Here is an 18,631-nt window from a genome sequence, read left to right as displayed (position 1 = left end):
AATGTTTACCTCGATCATCTTTAAGCGCAAGTAATGTTTGAATTATTGCAATATTATCTTCATGGAGATTTAAATAATTAGCTACTGCATAATAAAGTGCAGTATGATTATGCCTATCTTGAAAATTAATATATTCTCTTAACTGTTTTAAATCATTTTCAAAAATATCTTGTAATTAGGCAACTAATAGCTTTAAAACTTCTACCTTATTAGTTTGAGCAGCTATTATTAAAGCTGTTTCATGATCTTGATTTTGTTGCCTAATATTTATTTGTGGATGAGCAAGAAATGCTTGTACAATTTCTATATTTCCTATTCCAACTGCTAATAAAAAAGGTTGATCTTCATCTTTAACACCACGTATTGCTGGCATAGAAGTGCTTTTATTGATATCTATTTCAGGCCAATTTAACAAAGATTTAACAGTTTTCGAATCTTGTCGTAATATTGCGTCCTTTAATAAAGTATTGCCATTTTCATCTGCTTTATTAATATCTCCTATTATATCTACAAAATTAATGTTCAATGTAGGTAAACTATGGATTATTTCCTTAAGCATAAGTAATTTTCGTCTGACCTTATATAGACTACTCTCATCAGATTCGTATCCTTTACCCAAGCCTTTTAAAAGCATTGTATCAAACATATTGTGTTCTTGCGTACTTACTAAATGTTCACCTCTATCATCTTTAAGCGCAAGTAATGTTTGAATTATTTCAATATTATCTTCATGGAGATTTAAATAATTAGCTACTGCATAATAAAGTGCAGTATGATTATGCCTATCTTGAAAATTAATATACTCTCTTAACTGTTCTAGATCATTTTCAAAAATATTTTGTAAATAGGCAACTAATAGCTTTAAAACTTCTACCTTATTAGTTTGAGCAGCTATTATTAAAGCTGTTTCATGATCTTGAGTTTGTTGCCTAATATTAGTTTGTGGATGAGCAAGAAATGCTTGTATAATTTTTACATTTCCTATTCTTACTGCTAATAAAAATGGCTCATCATTGTTAGGGCCACATACTGCTAGAATAAGAATACTTGTATTGATATCTATCTCAGGATGTGCTAGTAAATATTTAATTGTTTTTAGGTCATCGCTTAATATCGCATCCTTTAATAGTGTGTGCCCATTTTTATCTGATTTATTAATATCTATTTTATTTGAAAAATTTATTTTTAAGGTCGGTACTTTATTATCTATGTTTTGCAGACACACAGATAATGTTTGTAGAGCTACCTTTGTTTGCGGTTCTTCTATTTGATCTATATAGCAATCATTGAATTTGTTATCTTTTTTGTTATTGTTGATATTAGTTTTTATATGACTATGCTGATCATTTTGTCTTGGTGATTCTGTAATCAATAAAGGTTTATTCCTCTCTTCAGCAGGAAGTTGCTCTATTTTTGTTTTTAGATTCAGGCTCGTTTTACTATCATTAATAGTGATAGTGGTATTGTCATTGTAATTATATATTGCTATCTGCGCTATCTGCTGATTATTTAACTGAAGGATCTGATTAGTATCACTTAGTTCAATATTGTTAACTATAAGGTGAAAAGCAAATTGATGATTAGTAAACATCGTTCTAAGCACAGAGACAGTACTTTCATTATATGGTTTCACAGGATTAGTGGTTAAGTCTAAATGTTCCCTTGGTTTTCGTAATGCAAACACTATATTACTACTATTTTGATATGTATTAGTAGCATTATCGTTTAATGAAAATCTGCTATTTATATTTCGTACTACAATAAACTCTTTTATCTCAAATTTATATAGTCTGGAAATAGGCTGTTTTACTGCTCTAACTGGCTCTTGAGTTCTTAATATATTCACAAGGGGTAAGTATGCTGTTTGATATAAAGATCGATATATGTTATATATCTTTTCTTTAATGATTGATGGCTCCCTTTTATATTGCCAATGTGCTGCTTTGCCATATTGTGCAGTCTTATCCATTTCCTGAGTGCGTATTTGGATTTCGATATTTCTTTTAGTTGGACCAATAATTACAGTATGTAAAGATTGATAGCCATTAGATTTTGGTAGGCGAATGTAATCTTGAAATTGTCCTTTAACAAGCGGGTATTGGTTATGAATAATAGCAAGGGTCCTATAGCATTGCTCTACATTATCAACTATAATTCTAAATGCTAGAATATCGTATAATTGTTCTACACTAACGTTTTTCTGCAGCATTTTTAACCAGATAGAATAAGGAGATTTGATTCTTCCTAATATCTTTGCTTTAATACCGGCACTATTGAGATCATTATGTAATAAGTTAATAATCTTATTTATCAAAGCTTTTACGTTGTTACCAGAGATTGTATATAGATGGCTTAAAATATATTCTCTGGTATCTGGTCGTAGGATTTTTAAACAAATTTCTTGCAGCTCAATTTTAATTTCTTCTAGTCCAATTCTGGCGATTAAAGGGACGTAAAGTTCCATTATTTCTAATGCAGAAATAGTATATTTTCCAATCGAGGGACTTACGCTAAATACACTAATGTTATGTAGTAAATAGCTTAGTTTTATAAATAATACCTCTCTAGCTACTTCTTCTGGTATTGAAAATAATGAGTTGAAAAATTTCTGAGCTTGAATAGTGTTATAAGGCAAGTAATTAATTGTTGATAATTTAATGATATTATCCACTATATTAGCTATTTCTACGCCAAAACGATTTGCAATTACTGATAGCTGTAAATCTGTTGAGGACAAATCTATCTTTGTGAAAACAGTAGATAATATACCTGCAATGAGTGCATTACTAGTTGGATAAATTGCTAAAAGAATTTCAGCTATTTCTAATGGGTAAGTACTATGGTTGCCATGATACACAACATAATCTATAGCTTTTTGTAATCTTTCTTCATTAAACTTAACAATAGTTTTAAAGAGCATAAATGCAATATTGAATTATGCGACTTGTTTGCTAAGTTGTAGATACCTGCCTTAATCATAAGAATGTGAACATATAGCATTAGGTCAAAACACTTTAGGAAAGTACTAAAATGCAGTACTAGGGTTACTGCATTTTGTCCTTTAATTAAATTTTGTTGTGTTCCTAAAACTAGCACATCCTCTCCATCTTTGATGACATTGGTGCTGGGAACTATAAACCATGCAAACAATCATGCCCTATCACCTTTACGTAGAAAAGCGCTATTGTATAGTGATAGGATTCCCAGCATAAAGCTCAGGAGTCCGATATTACAGTTCGGAAAGACTGTTGTTTGTACGGTGTTTTAGTACCAGGCTTGTGACGATAATAGAAATTGTAGAACTCGTCAATATTTAATTAAAATTTATTAATTACAATTAAATATTTTTCATTGCTTATATTATCTTTCTCTCTTTTCATAATTAGTACTCAGGGCCTTCTAATGAAATAAGGAGGCTGATCTACACGACAAATCCTATAGAAGGATTTCATCGTTAGATCAGAAAATATACTAAAACCAAGGGAGCATTTACTAGTGAAAATGCATTGTTTAAACTAGTATTTTGTGCTATAAAACAGATTACTCCAAAGTGGAATATGCCAATCTCAAATTGGGCATTGATTATTTCTCAGCTCGATATTTTCTTCCCAGAAAGGTTGAATTTTAAAGCTTAATTTGCTACCTGATACAGTTCATTGAACGTTCTCATTCTCTGACGAAAAATAAACCTGCGATCAATTGTAATTTCGACTTTCCTCTAAATTATAACCTTATCCCGAATTAACGTTATAAGGTTGTACTTCAGCGCACTCTCTCTTCTCTGGGTACATTTCACTCTAAAGCTTTAAACCTCTTACATTTAGGTTCATCATCATCCATAGATATATCCAGCTCTATTATTGTCCGTTTTTTAGGTTTGCGGCTATAATGTGCTCTAGATATATCTAACTCTAAAGCTTTAAACTTTTTACGGTTAGGTTGATCATCATCTATAGAGGTATCTAACTCTGTTATTTTACGTTTTCTAATATTAATTTGATTCAGTAAGGGTCCTATATTATCAATATTATCATCTTGCCCTTGTTGTGGGCTTTGATTTGGTGGTGTTGTTGCTATTAGTGGTATATTGACATCATTTGTTACAACTCTACTATCCACTATTCTATTAACAGCTAATGTATCTACAATAGGCTGGCTTTGGGAGTCAGTATCCTGACTGGTGAGTTCAAAGTTTATTTCTGGATTTAGGTTAGTAATATTAGTATGCCTGATTGTATCACACTGAGGATTGTCATCAAACTGCCTAACCATATTAAGTTGCATAATTGCGTCATTCAGTTGATTTATTGTACAAAACTGTCCTGCTGCTTCGTTATGATTCACTTCGGCAAGTTGATTAACTGTATTAACAAAGTTATTAGCTACTTTAAGATGATTAATTGTGTTAACAAAGTTATTATCTGCCGCAAGCTGAGTAATTATATTAACAAAGTTATTATCTGCCGCAAAGTTATTAGTTATAGCGAACTGTTTAACTGTATTAATAAAGTTGCTATCTTTAGCAAGTTGTTTAACGGTGTTATCCACGTTATTAGATTTAGCAAGCTGATCCATCATACTTACAAAATACTGATTTGGAATAAGCTGATTAACTGTATTAACAACGTGATTAGCTTCAGCAAGCTGATTAACTGTATTAATAAAGCTATTAGCTTCAGCAAGCTGTTTTGTTGTACTATTATAGTTAGTAACTGCATAATGATGTTGTATTTCATGAGCAAAGTTATTATGACCTGTTCCAAGCAGCTTGGTAGCTACAGCCAAGTTATTAGTTACAGTAGGTATACGAACGTTAGTAAGATACTGAGCTGCAGCAAGCTTACGATCTACAATAAACTTATAAGCTGCAGCAAGCTGATCAACTGCATGAATATTATAAGCTGCAACATATTCACCAGATATAGTAGCAAACTGAGTAGCTGCAGCAAGCTGATCAGTGATAGTATGCTGATAAGCTGCAATAATTTGAGGAACTCTCACAATCTTATTAACGATATCAAACTGACTAGCTGCATTAAGTTGATTAGCTGTATTAATAAACTGATTCACTACATAATAAAGTTGGTTAGTTGTATTAATAGAATAATTCGTTACATTAGGCTGCGTCACTACCGTAGCAAGGTCATGTAGTGCATCATGAAATTGAATAGCTGCCGCTACTTGATTCTGGTTAAAAAACTTAGAAGGTATAACTACCCGATCAACTGCGGTAGCACCTTGTACTGTGACAATTGGTTTAACTATCAACATCTGATGCTCCCCAGAAAGAGTATGAGCATTATAAACGCGAGCAAGAAACAGAATTACTGAATCCTGATGTACTGCACAAAAGTTTTTAATTATATTAACAACCTTATCTTTAATCTCCTGAGTAACCTGACTAACTGTTTCAAGACGAGGTATAACTTCCATAGTGCGATGAAATCCATCAAGATGCGGAACATCATACACTTTTATAAAAAACAAATAGTCCGGTTCTAGGATCATTTGAGGCGGGTAGAGAATATCAAGAAATTCATTATCTGCACTCTGGGTGGGTGTATCATTTGTGAGATTTCTTATAATCTGTTCACGCCCAGTAGCTGGAACATCTCTATCAACTTGTTCTTGTTGCAAAGTAAGATTATCTGAAAGATCAGCAACCTGAACATGTGGTAAGATAGCTATAGTACTACTTACAGCACTTGCATTACTTTCATTATTACCTTGTACAGTCGAAGTATCTACAGCATGTTCACTATCTTGATTATTTTGAACAACTACAGCATTTGTACCGTTATCTACATTAAATAACCCCCCTTGCTTTTCTTCGACCAGCAGTACATTTTCTGAGGTATTTTGATTATTTGAGGTAGTTGCAGTAGAAGCTACTGTAGGAGATAGAACTAGCGCAGAATCTGCTCCTGCTTTTACGCCAGTTTGGTGAGATGCTCTAGGTACTGCTCGTTTTACTCTCTGCTGTGAGGTAGCTGGTACTGCTAATATCGCAGGTGGTGGTGTATTACTTGTAACGCTAGCTATAGTATTACTTACAGCACTTGCATTACTTTCATTATTACCTTGTACAGTCGAAGTATCTACAGCATGTTCACTATCTTGATTATTTTGAACAACTACAGCATTTGTACCGTTATCTACATTAAATAACCCCCCTTGCTTTTCTTCGACCAGCAGTACATTTTCTGAGGTATTTTGATTATTTGAGGTAGTTGCAGTAGAAGCTATTGTAGGAGATAGAACTAGCGCAGAATCTGCTCCTGCTTTTACGCCAGTTTGGTGAGATGCTCTAGGTACTGCTCGTTTTACTCTCTGCTGTGAGGTAGCTGGTACTGCTAATATCGCAGGTGGTGGTGTATTACTTGTAACGCTAGCTATAGTATTACTTACAGCACTTGCATTACTTTCATTATTACCTTGTACAGTCGAAGTATCTACAGCATGTTCACTATCTTGATTATTTTGAACAACTACAGCATTTGTACCGTTATCTACATTAAATAACCCCCCTTGCTTTTCTTCGACCAGCAGTACATTTTCTGAGGTATTTTGATTATTTGAGGTAGTTGCAGTAGAAGCTATTGTAGGAGATAGAACTAGCGCAGAATCTGCTCCTGCTTTTACGCCAGTTTGGTGAGATGCTCTAGGTACTGCTCGTTTTACTCTCTGCTGTGAGGTAGCTGGTACTGCTAATATCGCAGGTGGTGGTGTATTACTTGTAACGCTAGCTATAGTACTACTTACAGCACTTGCGTTACTTTCATGATTACCTTGTACAGTCGAAGTATCTACAGCATGTTCACTATCTTGATTATTTTGAACAACTACAGCATTTGTACTATTATCTACATTAAATAACCCCCCTTGCTTTTCTTCGACCAGCAGTACATTTTCTGAGGTATTTTGATTATTTGAGGTAGTTGCAGGAGAAGCTATTGTAGGAGATAGAACTAGCGCAGAGTCTGCTCCTGCTTTTACGCCAGTTTGGTGAGATGCTCTAGGTACTGCTCGTTTTACTCTTGTACTGAATAACCGATACATTTTAGTATTATAGCTCTTAAGCTTACTAGCTGTGCCCAGAGGAATATTAAAATTAACTCCTATATAAAAATTACCTTTCTTATTATTAAATAATTTTTTATTATATACTAAGTATTCAGCTTCTAGACTCATAATGCGGCTTACTTCATATATTATATTTTGTCCCCATCCCCATATTTTTGGTAATCTTTTTGATTGAAAAACATATCCTGTTACTCCTATCCGTAATCTGTCAAATTGAGGATGAGCATAACTTACACTTAAATCTACACCATTAAATATTTGCTCGTGTACCTTCAACTTATCATTCACTAACCCACGGTAGTTATTTTGTTTAGCAACAATACGCTTTGCTGCACGCGTGGTAGGTAAATTAAATTTTTTCTTCTTAGTTAAAGCTAAATAAATATTTGCTTGACTTTGCCACGTAGAAGTTAGGAAATGTGCATTAAAACCAGAATAGGTATAATAGTGTTTAAGGTTAGATTGAATACGATCAATATACGGCCCTGTACCAACTACCACATCATCAGCAAGTTGATAACGATACACTAATCCTATGTTAAACTTACGATTGCTGTTATTATCAATAATATACCCTACATCTAGAAATAGTAATGAATTATCAGCTTGAGTAATAGGTATAAAAAAGGCCAGGTTACTAGTATTATAATTCAAGTGCCTTGTTTTAAAAGTGATATCTAAATATGGCAATATACGCTGCTTTACATTAGTTTTATATTCAATAGCAGCTAGAACAATATCAATATTTAGATATTGATAGATTATAACTGTTAAAAGTAATACCGTAAAATAACTAAATTTAATTTTTGTAGTATAATCTATACAGCTCATATAACTAGCTAAAGAATCGCTTTCAATATTTTTTTAGGGCTCCAGCTCTCAAAAGGTTCAAGCGAAGAACAATTAGCACGACCATAAAACAAATTTCCTGCAACTCAGCTGCAATTTCTTTGAACTCAAGTTTTTCCATTAACGGGATATAAATTTCCATGATTTCTAAAACAGTAGTAATATGTTGCTTAAGTGATGGATTTAAGTTAAAGACACTAATATCATGTACTAAGTAACTTAGCTTGATACATAATACTTCTTTAATCATTTTTTCTGACATTAGCATTAATAAGTCATAAAATTTCTGACCTTGAGTACTGTCATAAGGTAAATAATTAATTGTTGATAACTTAATAACCGCTTCTACAATATTTGCTACTTCTCCACCAAAATTATTAGAAATTTCTTGTAACTGCAAAATAGCCGTGGGCAAAGTGGCTTCCTTTAAAGTGCTAAATAACAACCCTGCAACGAGTGTATTAGTAGTTGGGTAAATTTCTAGAAGAATGGCAGTTATTTCAAATAGATAAGCGCTATAGTGGCCACGATAAATAATATAATCTATAGCTTCTTGTAATTTTTCTTCATTAAGCTTAACAATACTTTGAGTGAGCATAAATATAATATTTGTAATATTGAATTATGCGACTTTCTTGCTAAGTTTAGGGAAGTGATTTTACTGAATCAGCAAATAAACATATAAAGCTTCCCTTTGATACAGTGATATTGGGAGCTAAAAACCATGCAAACAATCATACCCTATCACCTTCACGCAGAAAAGCGCTATTGTATAGTGATAAGACTCCCAGCATAAAGCACAAGGAGTCCGATATTACAGTTCAGAACAAACCGTTGTTTGTATGGCGTTTTTAGTACCAAAGTTATTAACTTTAATAGAAATTGTAGAGCTCGTCAATATTTAATTAAAATTTATTAATTATAATTAATTATTCTTCATTGCTTATATTATCTTTCTCTCTTCTCTTAATTAGTACTCAGGGCCAATTTAAGATAATCCCAGTAGGTAAGCAGTTTCATTATTTTCTTGTAAAAATTTTGTGTTGGCATTATTTATTGTTAAGTTAGATATTCCTTCTTCTGTGGTAAGATAATAGTTACGATGTAGGTTACTATTGGACATCTCACCTGAATCAAGGTTATTCTGCTGTGTAACAATAGTTTTGTTAGCATTTTCTCTAATTTCTGTTAATTCTTCTTTTAAAGCATTAATATTATCCTGTAAATCTTCTATGTCATTTGCGCTAATAGTGATTTTATTTTTTAAATTTACCAACTGACTGTTTATATACGCTATTATATATTTTGCTTCTTCCTTTAAAAATATGTCATTAGGTGAAGTAGTTGAGATTTAATCTTACATTTAGTAAAATAAACAAATTATTAAATGGAGATTAAAATGAATTTAAATCAGAAAATAATAAGACCAAAAATAGGATTACTTGAACTAGCAAAAAGCTTAGGAAATGTATCTAGTGCATGTAAGACAATGGGGTATAGCAGAGATAGTTATTATAGATTCAAGGAATTATATGAGAATGGTGGCGATGAAGCCTTGTATGAAATAAGCCGTAAGAAACCCATATTGGCTAATAGAGTTGATCCTATTGTAGAGAAAGCGGTATTAGACATGGCAATAGAGTACCCCGCTTATGGTCAACTTCGTGTATCGAACGAATTAAAAAAAGATGGGATTTTAGTATCTCCCGGCGGCATTAGATCTATCTGGCTTAGGAACGATCTCAATAATCTTAAGAAACGGCTAGTAGCTTTAGAAACTAAAATGGCTCAGGATGGCATTATACTTACGGAAGCTCAATTACGTGTCTTGGAGAATCGTAAGAATCTTAAAGAGGCACATGGGGAAATAGAGACAGAACATCCAGGCTATCTTGGTTGTCAAGATGTTTACTATGTTGGCAACTTTAAAGGAATAGGTAAGGTTTATGGTCAAACTTTTATCGATAGCTATTCCAGGGTGACGGATGCCAAATTATACACAGACAAAACAGCTATAACCTCTGCTGATATGTTAAATGATAGAGTTCTACCTTGGTACGAAGAACAAGGTATTCCTATACTACGTATATTAACTGATCGTGGTACTGAATATAAAGGAAATATAGAACATCATGCCTTTGAATTGTTTTTAAGTATTGAAGGAATAGAACACACCGTTACAAAAGCATATTCCCCTCAAACTAACGGGATATGTGAGAGGTTTCATAAAACCATGAAAAATGAGTTTTATGATACTGCAATGCGTAAAAAGATTTACAATTCACTTTTTGAATTGCAAAAAGATCTTGATACCTGGTTACGTTATTATAATAACGAACGTCCTCATTCTGGTAAGTATTGTTATGGTAAAACGCCTATGCAAACCTTTAAAGATAGTAAAAAATTAGCGTTTGAAAAAAATAATGAGATCTTGTATCTTGAACACTTATCTGACAGTCAAAATTTATCTGACAATCTAATAAGTTAATTTATGGGGTCTGTAAGATCAAATCTTGACTTCTACACATTAGGTTTTTGTGTACTTAATGCTCTCAGTTCTTTTTTAGCTTCTTCTATTTCTTGTTGTTGTATTTTTAACGAGGCTGTTGTCTCTGCTGTACTTAAGAATAACAATTCTTGTTCTGCATCTTGCTTCTGTACTTTATTACTCTTTAACCATTTATAACATTTAGTAGCATAATGTACTATATATTGTATTAAGGTTAGGTGTTCGTTTACATAATCAAATATCCGAGGTTCATAATATGGTATGTAGATCATGCTAGTCTTTGTTCCTTTACACATTATTGAGGGTGTGCCTTGCCATTCTACAGAATGACAGGAATTGAAAACATCATCATTATAAATAATTGGTGGTATACAAGTTTCGCTACTGCTTTGAGGAGCTATTAAAACCTTACTCTTACCTGCATTACATCCTATTCCTATCACTATTTCAGTATCTGTAGAAGTGATTTTTGTCAATCGGCACCCTTGCAGTGTTGCATCCCTATTAGTCTGGATTACGGTCTTACTGTTGTTGTAAGGAGCAAGAATATGGTCACTATTTTTACTCGGAAATTTTACTATATTTTCAGCTTTATTAGCGATATCACTATCCTCAGAAGAAAAAAGGCCGCTAAAGAAGTGAGTTAAATACGATTTATAATTAGGGATCAGGCTCTTACCCTTAGTTATCCAAACTAGACCAGGGTGGATCCACGATGATACTTTACTTGCTCCACTTGAAACTGCAGGTTGTTGATTTTGGTAATGCTCAGATATAGTTTTACTAGACTTAAAATCTATAGTATCCCTATCTAAATTATTAATATTACTAATTTTAGCGTGAGAATTCTTATCTCTCTTACTTCTATGGCTAAATGACGCTAAATTATGGTCAGATGGTATATAATTACTATAATTTTGTATATTTAGGAAAGTTACATCTCCAGGCACAATATCTTTTACAATACATCCTTCCTTTAAAGGATCTATATTATTAAATGATAATTGCTGCATTGTAGCTAATTGTTCAGTAGTACATTTGGTAAAATCTAATAATCCTTCCTTATGTAATAACATTGCTCTATTATTTTGGTCTATATCCCAATTAAATATTTTTGCTACTGTACCTAATAACCTTCCGTCAGCCTCATGAGTCGTACACCTTATTAATAAGTTATCACTCTCTTTAAGAAAGTTAATATTCCCTATTATTGTCACTTTACTTAAATCTAATATAGCAGTTTTGCCTGTATTATTAGGCTGATTTATATATATATTACTTTCTTGTATTAGGTTTAGTGGTCTCTGAGGGTTAAGGTCATAAATTATATAAGAGCCTTGAAGCAGATGTACCAGATAGTTATTTATCTCTTGTGCTTGGGCTACTTTCTCATAAAATTGTGTTGTATTTAATTGCTCATTCCTTAATTGAATTGTAAGAGAATATATTGGTAATATTTTATCATAAAAATTGTTAATAATTATGATTTTATGTAGTTCCTTCAATTCTAAAATTAAACTTTGTTCTTGTTGATACAAACCTAAATCTGCGCTATAGTCTAATTGAGGTATAGATAAAATTTGGTAGGTATTTAATTCTTGCGCTTCGAGTACAAGTATAGTTTTGTCTTCAGGAATTATAAGTAATAATCTCTTATCTACTATAATTTCTTCTATTTGAAATTCTCCACTTTATATTGTTAGATCATAAGTCGCATTGTTATTAATAACTTTAAAGATCCTACTATTACCAAATACCAATGCATTATGTAATAATATTTTACCAGATTTTTGTAGAATAGCTTGTTCATCAGTTTCTTGATATCTTATTTCTATATCATCTTGTTTACCAAAAAATTTTATATCTATATTCGATAATTTAAATATAATAGAATCATATTGGTCTGTAGTATTACCTTGGGCATCAATTGTGATCGCATGATAATTATCAATTAAGTAGAAACTATTGCCTGGATTTAAAGATAAATAAAAAGCTTTAGTGGGGGTGCTCTTTAATTGTTCTACTGATATATAATCCATAGCTGGTAATGTTTCTATCAGATATTTTGTAGTTAGCGTCTTTGCAGAAACACTAACTTTAAGCTTGTTATTATTGAGTTGTTGTAATTTTTGGATAAATTGTCTTTCATTATCTGGGTTAGACAAGCAGATAATGTTGATATGTAGGTCTTTTACTATATGTTCTACAAAACTCTCTTTTTGTTTTATTATTAATATCAATTCTGTACTACATTCTGTACTACATTCTGTAGCTATATCTTCTTTGATAAAAAATTGTGGTCTTGCAAATTTTTCCATATCATAATTATGGATCTTAATTTTTCTTGTTGAAATATCTGAATTAGCAAATTTTATTTCTAGCTTTTTTATGGTATGATAATATTTTATTTCTTCTATTTCATCCAGCTGATACAAAAAATAATAGCTTTGCATGCCATCCTGCACAGCATCTACAGTAACATCCCCCTCTTCTTTTGGTATTGATAATAGTAAATTATTTACTGAGTTAACAATAATTTTATCATTTCCATGTAATACAATAATTGTATCATTATAAGTATGATTTAATTGGATATTATCCCCTCCACCGTGCAGATCAATATATTTGAAAGCGGTAGTTATATTTACTTTCTGTGGTTGATGAATGCCATAAAATATCTCTACATTATTAATTTTATCTAAGGTTGTTTCAAAAAAATCTCCCTCTATAAATATAATATCTTGCTCTCCTCCTGCACCATCAATGTGCTGAAAATCAGTATTATTATTTAAAAAAAATATGTCTAAATTGCTACCTCCTTTATACTTACCATTATTTTTTATGATAATATGATTAGTATCATCACCTGCTTCTACAATATCTAAATTTTGATATGCCACAGTTATATTTTGCTTAATTGTAATATTTGGCTTAACTAAAGCTATGGCATTATGGCACGAGTTTTTGATATTATATAAATTAGGATTATTCCCTATATTATAAACAGTTTTTCCACTAAAATCTGGCGGGCGCACATTATGACATAGCGCTATAGAAGATTTGATATTGTCAACATCATGGTAGTGACAATCCCAAGTAGGACCTGTGCTGGATGGCAAAGTTGATATTTGCTGCTTTGTATAGTCTTGCTCATTAGGAGCACAAGCTACATTCTCTTTAAAAATATAAGAATTTTTGTTAGAAAACTTATTTTCATCTTGAAAAGATACAATATAAGCTGTACTTAATATTGCAGAGTCAAGCGTAAAATTATGATTATTTTTTAATGTGCATGCGCATGTATTAGGAGAAAAGACCCCATTAAATTTTATTGGGTGATATAAATAATAACTATCGCATTTATATGGGCTCTTCAATAGACCTTGATAATATCCTTGTGGTCTACACATTATCTTTACAAAATTATACTGGCTTGTCTCTACAATATGGGGCAAGGAGGTAACATAAACATCCAATGCTTTATTGTGTTGTAAAGTATCATATGTATTTTGGATAAAATTTTTGTATATGTTATATATTTCTATTTTTTCCTGGATATTATTTGGCAACGGCCTACCTATAAGGTTACGAAAAAATATTTCTACCTTTTCCTCAGCAGAACATGCTACTTCTGCACATACTTTTTCTACGCCAATAATTGACAAAGCAACTGTTTCTGCAATTAAAACCCCCACTCCTATTGTAGCAGGAATACGAGTTGCTTTGCCAAGTAAAAAACTTTCTAATTCCCATGCATCCAATATTATAAAGAGTGCATTTGTAGTAATTTTTACATCAGCAGCTTTAAGATCATAAGTATTATTAACTGTATATTTCTCTTTTATTGCTGCTTTTAGCTCATATACATTCAATATTTGACTTATTAAACCTCCTATTTTCGCTCGTATTGTTGGAAAATTTGAATTAGTACCTAAAAAGTTCGTAATTGTTTCCGCCATTAAATCAGATAATTTTGGTATCCCATAGATTATAGCCGCAGTACGCATAACAGTTTCAGTATTACCTGCTACCAAGCCTTGCGCTAATAATAGTGTTCTGCACTTATCTGCTACATTGTGGAATGTCTTAATAAGATGATTATTATCTATTTTAATATCGCTGTGAACATCAGCTGTTGCAGCTAACTCATTTGCTAATTTTTGATATGATTCTGCGCTCCCATATTTCTTATAATTGTTAGAATCGATACAAATTAGTCCTCCTATATTTCTTTTATCCCTACTACTACAAAATCTTTTATTTTGCGGTGCATGAAGTTCTGATTCGGAAGCCGAACTATGATCAATTAACTGAGCTACACCTCCTCTTGTTTTTACCTCTTCAACAGACCAGCTAATAGAAATTGGAATTGATTTAGCTATACCATATATAGAGGAACTATCCTGATATTGTTGACGTATAATTTGAGCAAATCCTTTATCCAATTCATTGGTTAAGTGATTTTGATTAGTGCCTGTTGTGACCTTAAATTCCATGACAATAGCTATCTTTAGGTCTAGGCTGCGAGGAATAACCATAAGATCTAATCTCCCAATACCCATTTCCTGATTAGAAATCAAAGTATAGTGATTATTATGATTTGATAAGAGACCTAACATTCCTCCATGATAAAACGCTTCTTTAGGGGTTGCTGTAGCAAAAACGTCTTTCCCCTGATTCAGTAATGATTGTGCATATCCTAATAATTGATTATCATATTTTGCTTGATGATATATTTGCTGTAATATGACATTTATCGGAGAGGTAGCTTTAACTAATTCTTTAGTATTGCTTACAGTTAATGGAGCTTGGATAGTAATACTCTCATATTTTTTGATCTGTGGCTTTTTATCTTCAAATGTTAATTGTACATAGTGAATATGAACTTTTACATCTGGGGATATATTAATTTTATGATAATATTCTGCAATGTGCTGATTTCTGATTATTTCATTCTCTTCATGAAAACCGTAGATAATATGTTTGTTATCTAAAGTAATAAGAAAAGCAAAATTATCATAAGGCTGTTTTTCAGTGTAAAATACTCTGGCACTAGTTGTACTGTCACTTATCCCATCTAATAACTGCCCCATTGCAAGACCAGGGACAAAATCAGGGTTTCTCTTATTAATATCATGACAACTAATTACAGATTGACAAAATAATTGCATATTATGTTCAAATGCAATATCTCCTTGCACTAATAGATGAAAAAGACTATTTGCGCCTAAAATACTATCTATTTTTTGAATATTGCTTTGAACTTTCGAGTGTATTATGATAGTTTCATCAACCTGGCAATAGGCAATAGCTATATTTCGAGCAGACTCAATATTAGAATATTTATTTAATGTAGCTGCATAGTGCGTGTTATCAATTTGTTTATACGCATTATCTAATTCTTCACTTAATTTTTTTTCCGAAGTAGCATGCTTTAGCTCAATGATTAAAGCTGTTTTTTGGTTATTATTTTTGGGAATAATTGCAATATCAAAACGTCCCTCACCAGATTCTTTATTAGATTGAATAGTAATATCTATAGTCCGTCTATTGGCCAAGAGTGTACCAATTATACTACCGTGTAAATAAGCTTCATCTAACTTAGCACCTTTTGCTGTTAGAGAATAAGCTTGCATCATGTTTTTAAGCTTATTACTTAACGAATCACTAATATCGTCACTTAAAAGAATATCGCCTCTTAAAGAAGTATTAATGAGGTCTTTGATATTAATCAGGTCATTATTGATGGCTATTCGTGCTAGTTTTGCAGTACTCGCAGGTAAAACATTTGGATCTTTATAAACTGTTTCATAAAATTGATTATAAGTTAATGCCTGAAGTTGGCCATTTTGATTAATATCTAATTTACGAGGCGCTAAAATGTGGCGTATCTTTGATGTCTTAACACTGTCATATAACTCTGCCGGCGTATCATAAAATTCTATACCACGCTGCGCCTTTTCTATTACCCCTACCGCAATTCCTATAATATTAACTGGCTTGCCTGTACTATCTATCGATTGTTCTTGTAATAAATTCTTAATTTCTTCTTGTGAGAGTGATGCATATGCTGCTTGTGCATATACTTGTAAGTTTAATAATTCTATGTCTAAATCTCCTAATGTCTGCTCTTTATTTCTATTGGGATTTAACTCACTTTGTAAGGCTTCTAATTGAGTTTCAACTAATGACTCTTTAGTAACGCGGCTTTTTTGACGGGGCTGTCCATATTTTTTTGCTACATCAGCTATAGCTTGATAAGAATCAGGATTTCTATTCCCTATATTAACTAAATTTAAAACATATATTTTCTCTTGTGAAACCATAATATATGCTTGTAGATCAAAAATAATTTTTTGTGCTTCTGGATAATAAAGTTTATATAGCGAGTATTTAGTGTCCTGTTGAGCAGATCCTAACCAACTATCAAATAAAGCAGGTGAAAAACTATATTTTGATATATCATGACAACTTAAATAATTTTAAATAAAAAGATTTTAAGTCTTTAAGAAACTTCGAAACATTATCTTCAAATAAATATTGTAATAATTCTTTTGTCATAAATCTTAAGAAGTAAAATTTGGTGTCTTGAGAATTCTTGCTTAAAAAATAGGATATCCCTATTGGTATGAGCACATATTGCGCTTTATCGCTCTTTGACTAACAATTATTTGCATCCAGTTGATATTTATTAACTTTTTTAGTTTGACGGCAAGAGTTATTTGGCTATACTTTATGTCAGAATAGTTAAGAATTATCAAGAAAAATGAATAAAGAAACTATATTAGAAAAAATAAATATATTAAAAACCATACAGGAAAATGCTTTAACTTACTTTGATAACGAGGGTACGGAATTAAAGAGTGATGAAGAAGTAGTTGAAAGCTTATTGCGCAATGAACTATCACTTTCTATTAATTTTCAATATCCAGACAAAACTTTGATTAGAAATAAGGAAGTAATTAAAATTATTGCTGAACTTTTAACAAATACCTCCATTATCTCTGACGTTACTCTTGTGGATACTGGATTAGGAGATAAAGATGCTTCTCTACTTGCTAATGCCTTAGCACTCAATAATTCAGCAACTTATATCAATTTAGGAGAGAATGATATAGGAGAGAAAGGGGCAATAGATATCGCTAAAATGTTAGAGGTTAACAATTATATATTTGAAATATCTTTATATAAAAATCATATAGGAAATGTAGGAATAAAAGCCTTTGCTGAAACTTTAAAATATAACAATTTTTTAATTAAAATAGGTTTAAAGGGTAATAATAGAACGGAGATCGCAGATTACGCTGAAATCGAAAATTTACTTGATTGTAATTTAAGAATAATGAAGAACTTACAGCAAAATTGGAAATTAAAACCAGATAGTATTGGTGTATATGAACAACATCTGCTATCTCTTTATCACCAATATACTGGAGAATATGCAGTACCTAAACCTACGCAAAAAGTATTACTAGCTAAATATTTACAATTGACTACTTTCAGCAGCGAGAGCTTGAAAGTTTTAAATTATGATATAGGAGAAAAAATAACCCAACATTTTACCCTTCTTAATGAACCAACTTTAATGCAAGAACGTAAAGGAGAAGATAACATTGCTAGTGCTGGATATATATATACTAATTTAGATATAGATACTATACTCACACTGCGATTAAACGAGGTTGGAGCCAAAGTACAACAGTTAGAAGCAACTATAGGCAATAATATTGTTGAAGAATTAGATAAAGTGACAAATTTTTTGCAAGATACTGCTACTAATTGTACTATTATACTACCATATAGCTTAAATAGTTACCATTGCGTAGGATTAATTTTTACTACTGATCATCAATCTAATACTGTTTCTATCAGCTATTTAGATAGTTTAGGTATAAGAATCCCAAATAAGCTTGCTATAGAACTACAAAGAATATCTAATATTATAAATTATAAAGTAGACATTCAAGAAAAAGAGAGCTCCACTAATGAAAGCAATCCTTTTAACTGTGGACCTTTAACTATAGAAAATTTTATTAAGAATATTGGTTACAAGTCTTATGAAGCTGATGATATGCGTTTAATGCATCAAGCTCTAATAGCACAAACGACTCATCACCAATCTAACTTGTTAGGACAAGATGAAGTAGCAATGCATACTATGTGTGATTCATATACCTGATTACAATAAAG

General features: G+C 31.7%; 8 protein-coding genes and 1 pseudogene. 3 read left to right on the top strand and 6 right to left on the bottom strand.

Going from position 1 to position 18,631, the window contains the following annotated elements; all coding sequences use genetic code 11:
* Window positions 1-175: 175 nt before the first annotated feature.
* Window positions 176-2,920, bottom strand: a complete 2,745-nt coding sequence (locus ACFELV_RS01760; protein ID WP_375326492.1) for an ankyrin repeat domain-containing protein — start codon at window positions 2,918-2,920, stop codon at window positions 176-178.
* 466 nt (window positions 2,921-3,386) lie between these two features.
* On the opposite strand from ACFELV_RS01760, the pseudogene ACFELV_RS01755 reads away from it, so the two are divergent.
* Window positions 3,387-3,635, top strand: a pseudogene (locus ACFELV_RS01755) (transposase); the annotation flags it as partial.
* A 157-nt stretch (window positions 3,636-3,792) separates the two neighbouring features.
* Here the strand turns inward: ACFELV_RS01755 and ACFELV_RS01750 are convergent.
* The 3 genes from ACFELV_RS01750 to ACFELV_RS01740 form a co-directional block, all read right to left on the bottom strand.
* Complete coding sequence (locus ACFELV_RS01750) at window positions 3,793-7,914, bottom strand: hypothetical protein (RefSeq protein ID WP_375326491.1); 4,122 nt, start codon at window positions 7,912-7,914, stop codon at window positions 3,793-3,795.
* A gap of 22 nt (window positions 7,915-7,936) precedes the next feature.
* Window positions 7,937-8,530 (bottom strand): HD domain-containing protein, encoded by a 594-nt coding sequence (locus ACFELV_RS01745; protein WP_375326490.1) that lies wholly within the window; start codon window positions 8,528-8,530, stop codon window positions 7,937-7,939.
* Window positions 8,531-8,920: 390 nt separating this feature from the next.
* A complete protein-coding gene (locus tag ACFELV_RS01740; protein ID WP_375326489.1) occupies window positions 8,921-9,208 on the bottom strand; it encodes a hypothetical protein in 288 nt (95 codons plus the stop codon).
* A 123-nt stretch (window positions 9,209-9,331) separates the two neighbouring features.
* On the opposite strand from ACFELV_RS01740, the gene ACFELV_RS01735 reads away from it, so the two are divergent.
* Window positions 9,332-10,420, top strand: coding sequence for an IS481 family transposase (locus ACFELV_RS01735; RefSeq protein WP_375326314.1), 1,089 nt, complete (start codon window positions 9,332-9,334; stop codon window positions 10,418-10,420).
* 32 nt (window positions 10,421-10,452) lie between these two features.
* Here the strand turns inward: ACFELV_RS01735 and ACFELV_RS01730 are convergent, their stop codons facing one another.
* Both ACFELV_RS01730 and ACFELV_RS01725 read right to left on the bottom strand, forming a co-directional pair.
* Complete coding sequence (locus tag ACFELV_RS01730; protein WP_375326488.1) at window positions 10,453-11,979, bottom strand: hypothetical protein; 1,527 nt, start codon at window positions 11,977-11,979, stop codon at window positions 10,453-10,455.
* A 153-nt stretch (window positions 11,980-12,132) separates the two neighbouring features.
* Complete coding sequence (locus ACFELV_RS01725) at window positions 12,133-16,767, bottom strand: PD-(D/E)XK nuclease domain-containing protein (RefSeq protein ID WP_375326487.1); 4,635 nt, start codon at window positions 16,765-16,767, stop codon at window positions 12,133-12,135.
* A 440-nt stretch (window positions 16,768-17,207) separates the two neighbouring features.
* Between ACFELV_RS01725 and ACFELV_RS01720 the strand changes: the two genes are divergently transcribed.
* The gene (locus tag ACFELV_RS01720) at window positions 17,208-18,620 is read left to right on the top strand and encodes a hypothetical protein (RefSeq protein ID WP_375326486.1); all 1,413 of its coding nucleotides are present in this window, start codon (window positions 17,208-17,210) and stop codon (window positions 18,618-18,620) included.
* Window positions 18,621-18,631 lie beyond the last annotated feature (11 nt).

Source organism: Candidatus Tisiphia endosymbiont of Nemotelus uliginosus, assembly GCF_964264835.1.
In the GTDB taxonomy this organism is placed as follows: domain Bacteria; phylum Pseudomonadota; class Alphaproteobacteria; order Rickettsiales; family Rickettsiaceae; genus Tisiphia.
Note: the sequence above shows the minus strand (reverse complement) of the source record. Positions and strands in the feature narration are given on the sequence as shown.